The organism is Cedecea sp. FDAARGOS_727, from assembly GCF_012273235.1.
Lineage (GTDB): Bacteria > Pseudomonadota > Gammaproteobacteria > Enterobacterales > Enterobacteriaceae > Cedecea > Cedecea davisae.
Genome location: NZ_CP050966.1, coordinates 3038196 through 3051939, shown reverse-complemented (window position 1 = coordinate 3051939; position 13744 = coordinate 3038196). Strand labels below are relative to the sequence as shown.

14 protein-coding genes are annotated in these 13744 nt (G+C 55.6%); 6 read left to right on the top strand and 8 right to left on the bottom strand.

Annotated features, from left to right (window positions below):
• Positions 1-205 precede the first annotated feature (205 nt).
• Entirely contained in the window at positions 206-673 is a 468-nt protein-coding gene (locus tag FOC35_RS14475; RefSeq protein ID WP_172569271.1) for a DUF6392 family protein, read from the top strand.
• A gap of 135 nt (positions 674-808) precedes the next feature.
• On the opposite strand, the gene FOC35_RS14470 is transcribed toward FOC35_RS14475, so the two are convergent.
• The 6 genes from FOC35_RS14470 to ybbA all read right to left on the bottom strand — a co-directional run bounded on the left by FOC35_RS14470 (position 809) and on the right by ybbA (position 8076).
• Positions 809-1468 carry a methionine ABC transporter permease gene (locus tag FOC35_RS14470; protein ID WP_172569270.1) on the bottom strand — a complete coding sequence of 220 codons (660 nt, stop codon included), beginning with the start codon at positions 1466-1468 and terminating at the stop codon, positions 809-811.
• Positions 1461-2477, bottom strand: a complete 1017-nt coding sequence (gene sfbB, locus FOC35_RS14465; protein ID WP_172569269.1) for a virulence-associated ABC transporter ATP-binding protein SfbB — start codon at positions 2475-2477, stop codon at positions 1461-1463. Before sfbB ends, FOC35_RS14470 begins: the two co-directional genes overlap by 8 nt.
• Before the next feature lie 55 nt (positions 2478-2532).
• Entirely contained in the window at positions 2533-3369 is an 837-nt protein-coding gene (locus tag FOC35_RS14460; RefSeq protein WP_172569268.1) for a MetQ/NlpA family ABC transporter substrate-binding protein, read from the bottom strand.
• 236 nt (positions 3370-3605) lie between these two features.
• Positions 3606-4757: a porin gene (locus FOC35_RS14455; RefSeq protein ID WP_016537626.1), complete on the bottom strand. Its 1152-nt coding sequence runs from the start codon at positions 4755-4757 to the stop codon at positions 3606-3608.
• Positions 4758-4978: 221 nt separating this feature from the next.
• Positions 4979-7393 carry a putative ABC transporter permease subunit YbbP gene (gene ybbP, locus FOC35_RS14450; protein WP_172569267.1) on the bottom strand — a complete coding sequence of 805 codons (2415 nt, stop codon included), beginning with the start codon at positions 7391-7393 and terminating at the stop codon, positions 4979-4981.
• The gene (gene ybbA / locus FOC35_RS14445) at positions 7390-8076 is read right to left on the bottom strand and encodes a putative ABC transporter ATP-binding protein YbbA (RefSeq protein WP_172569266.1); all 687 of its coding nucleotides are present in this window, start codon (positions 8074-8076) and stop codon (positions 7390-7392) included. Before ybbA ends, ybbP begins: the two co-directional genes overlap by 4 nt.
• On the opposite strand from ybbA, the gene tesA reads away from it, so the two are divergent.
• From tesA to FOC35_RS14430, 3 genes are all read left to right on the top strand, one after another.
• A complete protein-coding gene (gene tesA, locus FOC35_RS14440; RefSeq protein ID WP_039899385.1) occupies positions 8044-8667 on the top strand; it encodes a multifunctional acyl-CoA thioesterase I/protease I/lysophospholipase L1 in 624 nt (207 codons plus the stop codon). The two genes, ybbA and tesA, sit on opposite strands and share 33 nt — an antisense overlap.
• A gap of 77 nt (positions 8668-8744) precedes the next feature.
• Positions 8745-9515: an SDR family oxidoreductase gene (locus FOC35_RS14435; protein ID WP_016537629.1), complete on the top strand. Its 771-nt coding sequence runs from the start codon at positions 8745-8747 to the stop codon at positions 9513-9515.
• 58 nt (positions 9516-9573) lie between these two features.
• Positions 9574-10428 carry a co-chaperone YbbN gene (locus FOC35_RS14430; protein WP_172569265.1) on the top strand — a complete coding sequence of 285 codons (855 nt, stop codon included), beginning with the start codon at positions 9574-9576 and terminating at the stop codon, positions 10426-10428.
• 48 nt (positions 10429-10476) lie between these two features.
• Here FOC35_RS14430 and cfa read toward each other — a convergent pair whose 3' ends face one another.
• Positions 10477-11628, bottom strand: a complete 1152-nt coding sequence (cfa, locus tag FOC35_RS14425; protein ID WP_016537631.1) for a cyclopropane fatty acyl phospholipid synthase — start codon at positions 11626-11628, stop codon at positions 10477-10479.
• Between the two features lie 255 nt (positions 11629-11883).
• Here cfa and FOC35_RS14420 point away from each other — a divergent pair, with 255 nt between their 5' ends.
• Positions 11884-12798: an SPFH domain-containing protein gene (locus tag FOC35_RS14420; RefSeq protein ID WP_016537632.1), complete on the top strand. Its 915-nt coding sequence runs from the start codon at positions 11884-11886 to the stop codon at positions 12796-12798.
• Positions 12795-13241: an NfeD family protein gene (locus tag FOC35_RS14415; RefSeq protein ID WP_172569264.1), complete on the top strand. Its 447-nt coding sequence runs from the start codon at positions 12795-12797 to the stop codon at positions 13239-13241. Before FOC35_RS14420 ends, FOC35_RS14415 begins: the two co-directional genes overlap by 4 nt.
• On the opposite strand, the gene cueR is transcribed toward FOC35_RS14415, so the two are convergent.
• Positions 13238-13648 (bottom strand): Cu(I)-responsive transcriptional regulator, encoded by a 411-nt coding sequence (gene cueR / locus FOC35_RS14410; RefSeq protein WP_016537634.1) that lies wholly within the window; start codon positions 13646-13648, stop codon positions 13238-13240. The two genes, FOC35_RS14415 and cueR, sit on opposite strands and share 4 nt — an antisense overlap.
• Positions 13649-13744 lie beyond the last annotated feature (96 nt).

The window sequence follows — 13744 nt, the reverse complement described above, 5'->3', positions numbered from 1 at the left end:
AGATTCACCAAAAAATTAGCCAAACTTACGGTGGGCGCAATAATTCAGATCAAATATCAATGGACGCCAAGAACTTAAGGAGTGCGTTAGATATGAACTTTGACACAATAAAACCAGCACTCAAAGAATATGGTATTACTGAGGAACAGCTTGAAACTGCAAGATCAAGGATGCACAAACTGAACTCTGAGCAAGGATTGTACAAATGACTGTGAATGTTGAAGCACTAATTCGTAGTTTGGGTAAAAGCTACAATGAGATATACGACGCTGGGTTGCTACCATACAAAACCCAACCGTCAGCATCCTCAGGAGATCCCGACCTCGGCTTAGAAATGGCAAAAGAAGGTATCTATCTATCCTTCAAACGTGATGGGCGCATATTTCAGGAGATGACGTTACGAATTCAATATGACAAAGTAAAAAACTGGTCATTCCCGAACATATTACCTGCACCACTCCAGAAAAGAATGTCTCGAAAGTGGATACATGAAAACTTTGGCCCTCCAGAAAAAAGCATCTCGCCAAGAGTCATCATGAAACACGAGATCGGCTGGATTGAACGATTCACAGTCGTAGACTTTCATATGCCGATTACAATGCAAATACGATACGACATGCCAGAGATGGTTGAAGCAGTAACATTCCTCCCAACTTCAGAACTCCGCTGGTAACTACCGTATTTCCGGCCTTCCCACAAGGCCGGAGCACTAATCCTTAGTGTGATTGATCCGCCGATGCCATTAAACAAAACATCTCCGGCAACTCAATCTAAAGCTGGCCGAACAAATATCCGGCCAGTAAAAGAGTTAATGCCTGTCGCGCTTATCGGCGCGTTTTGCCAGATAATCGCCAATCATCTGTACAACCTGCACCAGCACAATCAGCGCCACAACCGTGACCACCATGACCTGGGTTTCGTAGCGGTAATAGCCGAAGCGGATAGCCAGGTCGCCCACGCCGCCGCCGCCCACAATCCCCGCCATTGCCGAGTAGCCAATCAGGCTGACGAGGGTGATGGTTAACCCACGCAGCAGTCCGGCGCTGGCTTCCGGCAGCAGCACGGTGCAGATGATGCGCATCGGGCTTGCCCCGAACGCCTCTGCGGCCTCAATAATGCCCTTATCCACCTCCCGCAGCGCGCCGTCCACCAGGCGGGCATAAAACGCAATTGCCGCGACGGATAAAGGCACGGAAGCCGCAATCGGCCCGATGGTGTTGCCGAGCAGGAACTGCGTGAGCGGGAGCAAAAGCACCAGCAGGATCACGAACGGCACCGAACGCACGATGTTTACCACCACCGAGCTGATGATATTGAGGCCGCGGTTTTGCCAGAACAGATTGCGGTCGGTCACAAAGATCAGGAAGCCCAGCGGCAGGCCGCCGATAATTGCCAGCAGCGTGGAAATACCCAGCATCTGGAAGGTTTCGCCGAAGGCGAGCGTCAGATCCGCGACTAAATCATCCATTCAGTACCTCCACGTAGGCCGTATTTTTACGGATATGGTCGATAGCATCGCCTACCGCCGCAGGATTGCCGGGTGCGGTGATCGCCACCACCAGAATGCCCAGAGCGCGATCGCTAATGTATTCAATTTTGCCGTGCAGGATATTCACCGCCACGCCGTATTTTACCGCCGCGAAGGAGAGCACGGGCTGCTCCGCCGAGTCGCCAATAAACATGATTTTCAGCAGCGCGCCGCGCATATTGTCCAGCAGACGCACCGGCAGCGTTAAATTCAACGTATGGGAAACCAGCTGCTGCGTGAACTCGTGTTGCGGATGAGCAAAGATGTCGAACACCTCGCCGGACTCCACCACTTCCCCACCGGACATCACCGCCACGCGATCGCAGATAGATTTGATCACGTTCATTTCGTGGGTGATAAGCACGATGGTTATCCCCAGTTGCTGGTTGATCTTTTTCAGCAACGCCAGGATGGTGGCTGAGGTTTCGAGATCCAGCGCCGAAGTCGGCTCATCGCACAGCAAAACGTCCGGGTGGTTGGCAATGGCGCGAGCAATGCCGACGCGCTGCCTCTGCCCGCCGCTCAGCTGCACCGGGTAACGATTGGCTTTATCCCCCAGCCCCACCAGCTCAAGAATTTCCGCCACGCGAGGTCCAATTTTACTGCGTTCCCAGCCCGCAGCCTTAAGGCTGAAAGCGACGTTTTGCCTGACGGTGCGGGTGTGCATCAGGTTGAAGTGCTGGAAGATCATGCCTATGCGCTGGCGAGCTTTACGCAGCGCTGTGCCTTGCAATGCGGTGATTTCCGTCCCGGCGATTTTTACGCTGCCCTCGCTCGGGCGCTGGAGCGCGTTCAGGGTTCTCAGCAATGTGCTTTTCCCCGCGCCGCTGGTGCCGACGATGCCAAAAACTTCGCCCGCCCCTATATGGAGCGTGACGTTATTCACCGCGCGGCTTGTCTGGCTGCGCCCGGTGGCAAAGTCCACGCAGACTTTTTCTATCTCAATCATGAAAACCTCAAATCAGCGACAAAGAGCAGGCATCCCGCCTGCCCTGCTCAGACAGTTACTTTTTCTCTGCGGCAACCATCCAGTCCGGCTTCTGGAAGGCATTAAAGACATTTTGCGGGTCGTCGATGGCTTTTTCATAGGCCGGGGATTTCACCGTTTCGACGATATCCTTCGCAAAAGGCTTATCGGCATCTTCGGCGCGTACCGCAATGATGTTTTTGAGGTTTTCATCAAGGTGTTCTTGCTTAAGCGCGGTAGAGAGCTTCAACCCGGCGGCAATAGCAAAATTGCCGTTCACCAGCGCTGCGCTGGCACTGTCGAGCGTGCGCGGCAGCTGGGCGGCTTCCAGCGCTTTAAATACCAGCCCTTTCGGGTTGGTGGCGATGTCGCGCTCGGAGGCCTTAGTCGGGTCGATATTCTCTTTGATGGTAATCAACTCCATCGACTGCAAGAAGCGCAGGCCGCGAGCGAGGTTGGTCGGGTCGTTAGAGAGCGTGACGATATCACCCTTTTTCAGTTCGTCCAGGCTCTTCACTTTATGGGAATAGATGCCCATTCCGGCGGTCGGGACGGTGATTAGCTTCGCCAGCTTGAGGTTTTTGTCGGCGGTGAATTTATCGAAGTAAAGCGAGTGCTGGAACAGGTTGGCGTCGATGCTGCCGTTCGCCAGCGCCATGTTCGGCTGCACGTAGTCGCTAAACTCGCGCACCACGACTTTATAGCCTTTCTCTTTCAGCGACGGCGCAATGGCCTGTTTTACCATGTCGCCGTACGGCCCCGGCGCTACGCCGAAGACGATAGTGTGCGGGTCGCTGTTTGCCTGGGCAGCGTTCAGGCCGCAGGCCAGAAGTAAAGCGCCGGTCGCAACACGCCAGCTAAGACGATTTCCCATGAGTATTCTCCCTAACAGAATGATGTGTGATGCCTGGCGGCGAGCCTCTTTGACGGGCCGCTCACTAAGTAATTGATCCAACAGGACAGAGTAAGATTGCACATTCTGTTAACAGAGGTAATTGAAAATATTTCATCTTGCGCACGGGAGAAGGCGCGGAGGGCGAAAACGGGGCTTTTGCGAATAACAAAAAAGCAAAGCGGATTTTCCGCTTTGCTTATTAAAAGAACGCTGACTTAGAAGTCGTAGCGCAGACGAACCAGGTTCATGTCGCCCAGGTTGTCGGTGCTGGAGGTGAATACGTGCTCGTAGTCCACCTGGAAGCCGTAATCCAGCTTGAAGCTTACGCCCACGCCGTTGTCGATGCGCTGGTAGCTACGGCCGGTAACGTACTGCAAACGGTCGCCCATGAAGTATGGCTGCACGGATTTAAGCGCATACTGACCAACCGGGATGGTGTAACCGGCAAAGTACTCGATGCCCCACGCGTCGCCGGAGAAGTAGTTGTTTACGTCTTTCAGTTTGGTGGTCAGGAAGTTCTGATACCAGCCGCCGCCGAAGCTGAAGGTCCAGTTGTCCGGTTTCCAGCTCAGCGCGGTACCGTAGATGTTCTGGTTGTAAGACTTGCTATCGCCGTCGTTCGGGTTACGCATATCGGCACGGGTGTAGTTCCATGCGGTACCCCAGGTCAGGTCTTTGGTGATGTGGTAATCCACGCCCAGAGAGCCGCCGCCTTTACGCTTGTAACGCATGCCGGTGGTCGCACGGATGTCGTTATCTTCAAACAGGTAGGAAGCGTAAACGTCCGCATCGCCGAAGGTGTTTTTGTACTTCAGCATGTTACGGGAACGGTAAGATCCGTCGTAGTCGCCGTTGATGCCGTTACCCGGAGCCTGGCCGATCATGTCGTAGTCCCAGATATCGGTTTTCGCGCCAACCACATCATAGTAAACGCTGTTCTGCTGGCCGTAGGTCAACTGACCCCAGGTTTTGCTTTTCAGGCCGGTATACAACATGCGGCGGGTGGTGTTATTTGCGCCTTCGGCATAGTGGTTATCCCACTCGAATACCGCAGGGATATTCACGCCCAGCTCGTAATAGCTTACCCAGCTGATATCATCGAACAGATAATAATCAGCCGCAAAGCGGAAACGGGTGCCGCCATCAAAGCCATTACGTTTGTAAGAGCCTTTGTCGCCATCGCCGGACATCATGTTGAACTGCGGACGAATACTGCCGCCCACGGTGAAGTTAAGGCGGCTAAGAGGGTTACCGGCCTGCGGATCTTGCTTCAGGACGGTGATTTCTGCGTTAGCAGCGAAAGACGCCATACCTGCAAGCAGGCCAGCCCCAATCAGTAATGGTAAAGCGCGCAATTTTGCTGTCATTTTGAATCCTTAGTAACCGTATTTATTATAAGCGCGGGCATACTAACGCTTATTAATTTCGATTTCTTAGGAATTTTTAATGATTCGTGCGGTTAACGGGGGCCATTTGTTTAATAGATATTAAATAAACAAATAAATTTGCCTTAAATATGTTCTGACGCAAAAAACATCGAAATATAAATCATTTTATAACGATACCGGGCGTCCCTGCCCGGCACTTATCAGGCGACAAACTGGCGGAACAGCGCTTTCCCTTTCAGCAGGCGAACGCCCAGCCAGCCGCCGCAAAGCGACAGCAATACCGCCCCGGTAAGCGGCAGCACGACCCACAGCCGCCAGTCAGGCTGCCACGGGAAGTCGAATACCCGGGTTTGCAGCATGCCAAGCGCCGTTTCCGCGCCGATGGCCGCAACCAGACCGGAAACCAGCCCCAGCACAGCAAACTCACACCACAAAGTGGTTCGCAGCAGCTTTTTACCGGCGCCAAGCGTGCGGTAAACCACCAGTTCCTGGTGGCGCTGGCGCATACCAACCTGAACCTGAGCCAGCAACAGCAGCAGGCCGCAGGCGGTCACCAGCACCACCATCACCTCCAGCGCCCGGCTTACCTGCTCCAGCACCTGGCCGACCTGCTTCAGAATAGCGCCTATGTCCAGCAGGCTGATGGTCGGAAATTCTCGGTTCAACTGGGTAAGCAGGCCGTTATTGCCTTCCCAGCGGAAGCTGGTGAGCCAGCTTTGCGGCTGGGCATCCAGCGCGCCCGGCGGGAAGATGAAATAGAAGTTCGGCCGCAGGCTTTCCCAGTCCACTTTGCGCAGGCTGGTGACTTTAGCACTGAAGTCCTGGGTATCCCCCATAAAGGTGACGCTGTCCCCCAGTTGAATGTTCAACCGCTTCGCCACGCCTTCATCCATCGATACTTCGCCCGCTTTCGGCGGCCAGGCACCTGCCAGAATCGGGTTATGATCCGGCTTCTGGCTTTGCCAGGTAAGGTTCAGCTCGCGGTTAAGGGCTTCGTCCGGGTTACCCTCGGTGGCCTTGCCGTTAATCGCCGTCATGCGCGCCCGCACGATGGGGTAAAACGACTCGGGGATCACCTGATGATCGGCGAGGAAGGTTTTCACCGGCTGAACCTGTTCGGGAGCGATATTAACCAGGAAATAGTTCGGACTTTCCGGCGGCAGCTGTTGCTGCCATCTTTCCAGCAGGTCGCCGCGCAGCACCAGCAGCAGGGCGAGCAGCATAAAGGAAAGCGAGAAGGCGGCCAGCTGGCTGAGCGTCGCCCAGGGCTGGCGCAGCAGGCGGTTGACCGCGAGGCGCAGGGCAAGATTTTTCAGCGTGAGCTTTTTCAGCAGCTTCAGTACGCCCCATCCCACAATGCCGCACAGCGCGGCCAGCACCAGCGTACCGGCCAGCACCGCCCACAGCAGCGAGCTTCCGCCCATCAATAGCGCGAGAAGCGCAACCACCACGCAGCTAATCACCGGCAGGTAAATTTTCAGCGGCCAGACATTCGCCACCGCATCGCGCCGCAGTACCCGCAAAGGCTGAGTTGCCAGCAGCAGACGATAAGGCCGCAACCCCACCAGCAGCGAAATAGTTACCATCGAGCCTATTGCCCACAGCCACGGCCAGAGGCTGGCAGGCGGCAGCGCGGCAGGCAGCACCGGTTTCAACAGTTGCAGCAGCGCGGCTTCAAACACCAGCCCCGCAGCGCCTCCGGCTATGGCCGCCAGCAGCAGCACCATCAGCCACTGGCCGATAATTAACTTGCGCAGCGCCGCCCTGCCCGCGCCCAGCGTTTTCAGGATAGCCACCAGGTCATAGCGGCTGCGGCAGTAGTGACTCATCGCCACGGCGACGGCAGCAACCGCCAGCAGGAGCGTCAGCAGGGCGGAAAGCAGAAGGAACTGCTGAGAACGTTCCAGAGATTTGCCAAGCGCCCCTTCATCCTGCTCCATGCCAATCCAGCGCTGTTCCGGCTTCAGCTTCGGTAGCAGGTAGTTCTCATAACTCTGTAGCTGCTGAGCGTCGCCGCCAAACTTGTAGCGCCAGCTAATGCGGCTTCCGGGCTGAACCGCTCCGGTTTTCTCAACGTCGGCAAGGTTCATCATCAGGCGGGGCGCAATCTGGAATGGGTTAAACCCGGCGTCCGGCTCCTGAATAACCTGCCCGGCAATACGCAGCGTGGCGTCGCCAACGTCAATATTTTCGCCCACCTTCAGGTTGAGCAGGGCCAGCAGGCGCGGCGCAAGTAAAGCCGTCCCGGGTTCTGGCTTCAGGCCCGGCGGGTCCGTTTCCAGCTCGCCGTAAATCGGGTAAACGCCGTCTACCGCTTTCACATCCGCCAGTTGCGGCGTGTCACCGGCAAAGGTCATGGTGGCAAAACTGAGCTGTTCGCCCACCTTGAGGCCGTCGGCCTTAGCCTGCTCCAGCCACTCAGCCGGTACGGCGCGGGCGGCCCGCAGCGTACGGTCACCGGCCATATATTCGCGGCTCTGCTGGCTTAGCCCTTTTTCCATTCTGTCGCTGATGCTGCCGAGCGCCAGCACGCACGCCACCGCGAGGCTAAGCGCCAGCCAGACAATCAGCAGCGAGGGAGAGCGCCACTCGCGCCAGAACCAGCGGGCTATCATGCTTCCTCCCACAGCTTGCCTTCGCGCAGCCGCAGGCGGCGGTCACAGCGAGCCGCAAGCTGCTCATCGTGAGTGACGAGGATCAACGTGGTGGAAAAATCGCGGTTGAGGGAAAACAGCAGATCGGCAATGCGGTCGCCGGTTTGCCTGTCGAGATTGCCGGTTGGCTCATCGGCAAACAGCACGCCGGGCCGCCCGTTGAAGGCGCGAGCCAGGGCTACACGCTGTTGCTCGCCGCCGGAAAGCTGGGCGGGAAGATGGTCGAGACGCTTGCCCAGCCCAAGCTGCTCCAGCAGCGCTTTGGCCTGGGTTCGGCTGGCCAAGCTATTTTCACCACGCAGCAGCGAGGGAAGTTCAACGTTTTCGAGAGCATTAAGGGTGGGCACCAGCATAAAGGACTGGAACACAAAGCCGACGTTTTTTGCCCGCAGCGCCGCCCTGGCTTCCTCATCCATGCTGTGCAGCGGCTGGCCGCAAAGGTGGACCTCACCGCTCGAGCCATCGTCCAACCCGGCGAGAATAGCCAGCAAAGTAGACTTCCCCGAGCCGGACTCGCCAATCAGGGCGATGGTTTCGGCCGGTTTGACAACCAGCTCAACTCCGGTAAGGATGGAAAGCTCGTGTTCACCCTGACCCACGGACTTACTAAGATGATGAACTTCAACAATGTTTTCCGCTGGCATTTGCCCTTCCTGTTTCTGGCTTTGATGACCTTCCGCGCCGCGGCGGCGGACACGTTATTGATATTAGGCGATAGCCTGAGCGCCGGTTATCGCATGGCGGCCAACGGTGCCTGGCCCGCCCTGCTGGATGCGAAATGGCAGCAGCAGGGAACAAAAGTGGTTAATGCGAGCATCAGCGGCGATACTGCGGCTCAGGGCCTGGCTCGCCTGCCCGCTCTGCTAAAACAGCATCAGCCGCGCTGGGTGCTGGTCGAACTCGGCGGCAATGACGGCCTGCGCGGGTTCCAGCCTCAGGCGGTAGAAAAAACGCTGCGCCAGGCCATCACCGACGTTAAGGCGGCGAACGCTGAGCCCATGCTGATGCAAATTCGCCTGCCCGCCAACTACGGACGCCGTTATAATGAGGCGTTTAGCGCTATTTATCCGCAGCTTGCCAAAGAGTTTGATATTCCTCTGCTGCCATTTTTTATGGAGGAGGTGTATCTGAAACCGCAATGGATGCAGGATGACGGCATTCACCCAAACCGTGATGCTCAGCCGTTTATCGCCGACTGGATGGCGACCCGGCTGGCTCCATTACTCTCTAAATAACTGGCGCAGCAGCGCCAGGCATGACGAGATAGTTAAACACGACTGATAAATAATCGGGGCACCCTTCGGGTAAAGTTATGCAAAAATCCGTTTTAATTACAGGCTGCTCCAGCGGGATTGGCTTAGCCAGCGCGCAGGAGTTACAGAAGCTTGGCTACAACATTCTCGCCGCCTGCCGTAAACCGGAAGACGTAGAGCGCATGAATCAGCTCGGTTTTACCGGCATTCAGCTCGATCTTGATGACCCGGAAAGCGTCAAACGTGCCGCCGCCGAAGTGATTGAAATCACCGGTAATCGCCTTTACGGCCTGTTTAATAACGGCGGTTATGGCGTGTATGGCCCGCTGAACGCCATTTCCCGCGAACAGCTTGAACAGCAGTTTTCAACCAACTTCTTCGGCACGCACCAGCTAACCATGCTGCTGCTGCCCGCCATGCAGCCTCACCATGAAGGCCGCATCGTGATGACCAGCTCGGTAATGGGGCTGATCTCCACCCCGGGGCGCGGGGCTTATGCCGCCAGTAAATACGCGCTTGAGGCCTGGTCAGACGCGCTGCGTATGGAGCTTCGCCACAGCGGAATTAAGGTTAGCCTGATAGAGCCGGGCCCAATCCGCACCCGCTTTACCGATAACGTTAACCAGACCCAGTCCGACAAGCCGGTTGAAAATCCGGGAATTGCCGCGCGCTTTACCCTCGGCCCGGAAGCCGTAGTGGCAAAAGTGCGCCATGCGTTTGAAAGCCCAAGGCCAAAATTACGCTACCCGGTGACCGTGGTAACGCACGTTGTTTCCGTACTGCGCCGCCTGCTTCCGGCCTGCGCGATGGACAAAATTTTACGCAGCTGAGTTGAAGTCCCGGCCTCAGCCCCCATGTAAAAAACAAATGCTTAACTGAGAATCGCCCATGTCCGCAGAAAATATTATTAACATTACCGAAGCGAACCTGCACCAGACGCTGGAACAGTCCATGGCTAAGCCGGTGCTGTTCTATTTCTGGTCTGCCCGCAGCCAGCATTGTGAACAGTTAACGCCGGTTCTGGACAGGCTTGCAGCCCAATACAACGGTCAGTTTATTCTCGCTAAAGTTGACTGCGACGCCGAGCAGATGGTGGCTTCGCAGTTTGGTCTGCGCTCCATCCCGACGGTTTATCTGTTCCAGAACGGCCAGCCGGTTGACGGCTTCCAGGGGCCGCAGCCGGAAGAAGCGATTCGCGCCCTGCTCGACAAAGTGCTGCCTCGTGAAGAAGAGCTGAAGGCTCAGCAGGCGGCTGAGCTAATGCAGGAAGGGAAACACGCCGAAGCGCTGCCGCTGCTGAAAGACGCGTGGCAGCTTTCCGGCCAGAACAGCGAAATTGGCCTGCTGCTGGCGGAAGTGCAAATTGCCCTGCACCGCAGCGAAGATGCCGAAGCGGTGCTGAAAACCATCCCGATGCAGGATCAGGATACTCGCTACCAGGCGCTGGTGTCGCAAATCGAACTGCTGAAGCAGGCGGCCGATACCCCGGAAATTCAGCAGCTACAGCAGCAGGTGCAAAACGAGCCGGAAAATGCCCAGCTTGCCGGGCAACTGGCATTGCAGCTGCATCAGGTCGGGCGTAACGAAGAAGCGCTTGAGCTGCTTTATACCCATCTGAAAAAAGACCTTGGCGCCGCCGACGGTCAGGCTCGTAAAATGATGATGGAAATTCTGGCCGCGCTGGGAACGGGCGATGCTCTGGCATCCAAATATCGCCGCCAGATTTATGCCCTGATGTATTAATCCGTTCAAAACGAAAAAGGCCGGTTTCCCGGCCTTTTCTTTCTCTGTTTATCTGTAAACGCGGATCCCGCCGTCTACGCCGCTCGGGCTTAACAGCACCTGCCAAAGCTGAATATTACGCGCACGGAATGCACCGGCGCAGGCATTCAAATAATAGCTGAACATACGTTTGAAACGCCTATCGTAATTGCGTTCGATATTCGGCCAGCAGCGTAAAAAGTTATCGTACCAGGCCATTAAGGTTTTATCGTAGTCCGAGCCGATATTGTGCCAGTCTTCCATTACAAAATGCTTTTCACTGGCGGCGGCAATGTGGCTAACCGAAGGCAGGCAGCCGTTGGGGAAAATATATTTATTGATCCAGGGATCAACGTTTAAATCAGTTTCGTTAGAACCAATGGTGTGTAGCAGAAACAGACCGTCATCTTTTATATTGCGGGCCGCAACTTCAAAATATGTGTTGTAGTTTTTTGGGCCGACGTGCTCAAACATGCCGACCGAAACAATGCGGTCAAATTTACTGTTCAGGTCACGGTAATCCTGTAGCAGAATATCGACATCCAGGCCCCGACAGCGATCCTGAGCCATTTTTTGCTGCTCTGCGGAAATCGTCACGCCAACCACGCTGACGCCATACTCCTGGGCCGCGTACTGCGCCAGGCCGCCCCATCCGCAGCCGATATCCAGCAGCTTCATACCCGGTTTAAGCTGGAGTTTCTCGCAGATCATATGCAGTTTGTTGCGCTGCGCGGAAGCAAGATCCGTAGCCTCTTTCCAGTAGCCGCAGGAGTATTGCATATACGGATCCAGCATCGCCGCAAACAGATCGTTGCCGATATCGTAATGCTCTTTGCCGACTATCCATGCGCGCTTGCGGGACTGCAAATTAAACAGCCGTGCACCTGCAATACGCATTAAGTCAGAAAAATGTTTTGGTATCTGGCTATCAAGGCCGTGACGCAAAATGCGGGTAAAAAGAATATCCAGCCGGTCGCACTCCCACCAGCCATCCATGTAACTTTCGCCCAGCCCCAGGGAGCCTTCCTGCAATATTCGTTTAAAGAACTCTGGGTTATTAACCCGAATATCCGCCGGACCGCTACCGTTAATATCAATAGCCAGCGGGGAAATTAACTCTTCAACTATTTTTTGCCAGCGGCTGTTATTCGTCTGTTGCTGTTCAGCTATTATCGTTCCCATTGCTTCCTCTACCGAATAAAACTCCCTCGTCTAAGGCGTCCCATACAGCGCAGCTGGTCTGCCGAATGATTCGATATTACGCCTACACATCACATGTAAAAAATGAACTTAACTCATCAACTTCATTCCAATTTGGCATAGTTACGGTCAGAGACCGGGATTGCCTACACTTAATTGGCGGCCGTTGCCAGGATGTTGCTGAATGTTTCAACTTAAGCGGGTAGACTGGCGGCAAAACAAACAGGAGGTTTTTAAATGCTTATCGTGATCCCCGTATTAATCCTTGTTGCGCTGGTGATTGTCGCTGCCGGGGTAAAAATTGTGCCTCAGGGCTTCCAATGGACCGTAGAGCGCTTTGGCCGCTATACCAAAACTCTGATGCCGGGGCTCAACCTTGTGGTGCCGTTTATGGACCGCGTAGGCCGCAAAATCAATATGATGGAGCAAGTGCTCGACATCCCTTCCCAGGAAGTTATCTCCAAGGATAACGCCAACGTTTCCATCGATGCTGTATGCTTTATTCAGGTGGTCGACGCGCCGCGTGCCGCCTATGAAGTCAGCAACCTTGAGCTGGCCATCATCAACCTGACGATGACCAACATTCGTACCGTGCTTGGCTCAATGGAGCTGGACGAAATGCTCTCCCAGCGCGACAACATCAATACCCGCCTGCTGCACATCGTCGATGAAGCCACCAACCCGTGGGGTATTAAAATTACCCGTATTGAAATTCGCGACGTCCGCCCGCCGGCGGAGCTTATCGACGCGATGAACGCCCAGATGAAAGCCGAGCGTACCAAACGAGCGTACATTCTTGAGGCGGAAGGTATTCGCCAGGCCGAAATCGTAAAAGCCGAAGGTGAGAAACAGTCGAAGATCCTGAAAGCCGAAGGCGAGCGCCAGTCGGCCTTCCTTGAAGCAGAAGCCCGCGAACGTAGCGCCGAAGCGGAAGCCCGCGCCACGCAGATGGTTTCTGAAGCGATTGCCAAAGGTGATATCCAGGCGGTGAACTACTTCGTCGCCCAGAAATACACTGACGCGCTACAGACAATCGGTTCGGCCAATAACAGCAAAGTAGTGCTGATGCCGCTGGATGCCACAAGCCTGATGGGCTCCATCGCCGGGATTAGCGAACTTATCGCCCAGAGCGGCAGCGAGCGTAAAAAATGATAGACAGTATTCTCGCGCATCCGCACGTCTTCTGGCTTGCGCTGGGTGGACTGCTGCTGGCGGCGGAGATGCTGGGCGCCAGCGGCTATCTGCTGTGGAGCGGCGTGGCGGCGGTGATAACCGGCCTGCTGGTCTGGGCTCTGCCGCTGGGCTGGGAGCTACAGGGCGTTTGCTTTGCGCTACTGACGCTGGTTGCCGCCTTCCTCTGGTGGCGCTGGCTTTCCGGGCGCAAACAGCAGGTGCCGGGTGAAGTGCTGAATCAGCGTGGCCAGCAGCTGGTTGGCCGCCGGTTCCGACTGGACACGCCGCTGGTCAATGGCCGGGGGCATGTTCGTGTGGCGGACAGCAGCTGGCCGGTTACCGCAGACGAAGAGCTCCCGGCAGGCTGTGAAGTGGTCGTGCTTGCCGTAGAAGGCATCACGCTGAAAATCAGAGCCGCTTAACTCACCCCGTGGCGATGGCAACAGCCGGAAAGGTTGTCGATAATCGGACAATCGGCGCCGTCATCGCCCGGGCAGGCTTCCGCCAGCGTCAGCAGATGCTGGCGCATATTCTGCAATTCGATAATGTGCCGTTCGATATCCGCCACTTTCTGCAAAGTGCGCGCTTTTACGTCCGCGCTGTGCCTTGCCGGATCGTTAAACAGGCTCACCAGCTCTTTGCACTCTTCAAGATTAAACCCCACCTGGCGGGCCTGACGCAGTAGCGTTAGCTCATCGAGATGTTTCTGGGTATAGCTGCGGTAGCCGTTGTCGGCGCGAAAAGGCGCCGTAACCAGCCCTTTCTGTTCATAAAAACGGATTGCCTTGCTGGTTAACCCGGTTTTTTTCGCCACATCGCTAATATTCATTTTTCCTCCTTGACCTCCACTGGATGATGGGACTCAGGCGGACACAAAGCCACAATATACTCTATGGTGAAAAAGAAAAAGCCGCCAGAAACTGGC

Coding starts and splice junctions, on each gene's coding strand:
- FOC35_RS14475 (WP_172569271.1), top strand. CDS start 206: ATGACTGTGAATGTTGAAGCACTAATTCGTAGTTTGGGTAAAAGCTAC.
- FOC35_RS14470 (WP_172569270.1), bottom strand. CDS start 1,468: ATGGATGATTTAGTCGCGGATCTGACGCTCGCCTTCGGCGAAACCTTC.
- sfbB (WP_172569269.1), bottom strand. CDS start 2,477: ATGATTGAGATAGAAAAAGTCTGCGTGGACTTTGCCACCGGGCGCAGC.
- FOC35_RS14460 (WP_172569268.1), bottom strand. CDS start 3,369: ATGGGAAATCGTCTTAGCTGGCGTGTTGCGACCGGCGCTTTACTTCTG.
- FOC35_RS14455 (WP_016537626.1), bottom strand. CDS start 4,757: ATGACAGCAAAATTGCGCGCTTTACCATTACTGATTGGGGCTGGCCTG.
- ybbP (WP_172569267.1), bottom strand. CDS start 7,393: ATGATAGCCCGCTGGTTCTGGCGCGAGTGGCGCTCTCCCTCGCTGCTG.
- tesA (WP_039899385.1), top strand. CDS start 8,044: ATGATGAACTTCAACAATGTTTTCCGCTGGCATTTGCCCTTCCTGTTT.
- ybbA (WP_172569266.1), bottom strand. CDS start 8,076: ATGCCAGCGGAAAACATTGTTGAAGTTCATCATCTTAGTAAGTCCGTG.
- FOC35_RS14435 (WP_016537629.1), top strand. CDS start 8,745: ATGCAAAAATCCGTTTTAATTACAGGCTGCTCCAGCGGGATTGGCTTA.
- FOC35_RS14430 (WP_172569265.1), top strand. CDS start 9,574: ATGTCCGCAGAAAATATTATTAACATTACCGAAGCGAACCTGCACCAG.
- cfa (WP_016537631.1), bottom strand. CDS start 11,628: ATGGGAACGATAATAGCTGAACAGCAACAGACGAATAACAGCCGCTGG.
- FOC35_RS14420 (WP_016537632.1), top strand. CDS start 11,884: ATGCTTATCGTGATCCCCGTATTAATCCTTGTTGCGCTGGTGATTGTC.
- FOC35_RS14415 (WP_172569264.1), top strand. CDS start 12,795: ATGATAGACAGTATTCTCGCGCATCCGCACGTCTTCTGGCTTGCGCTG.
- cueR (WP_016537634.1), bottom strand. CDS start 13,648: ATGAATATTAGCGATGTGGCGAAAAAAACCGGGTTAACCAGCAAGGCA.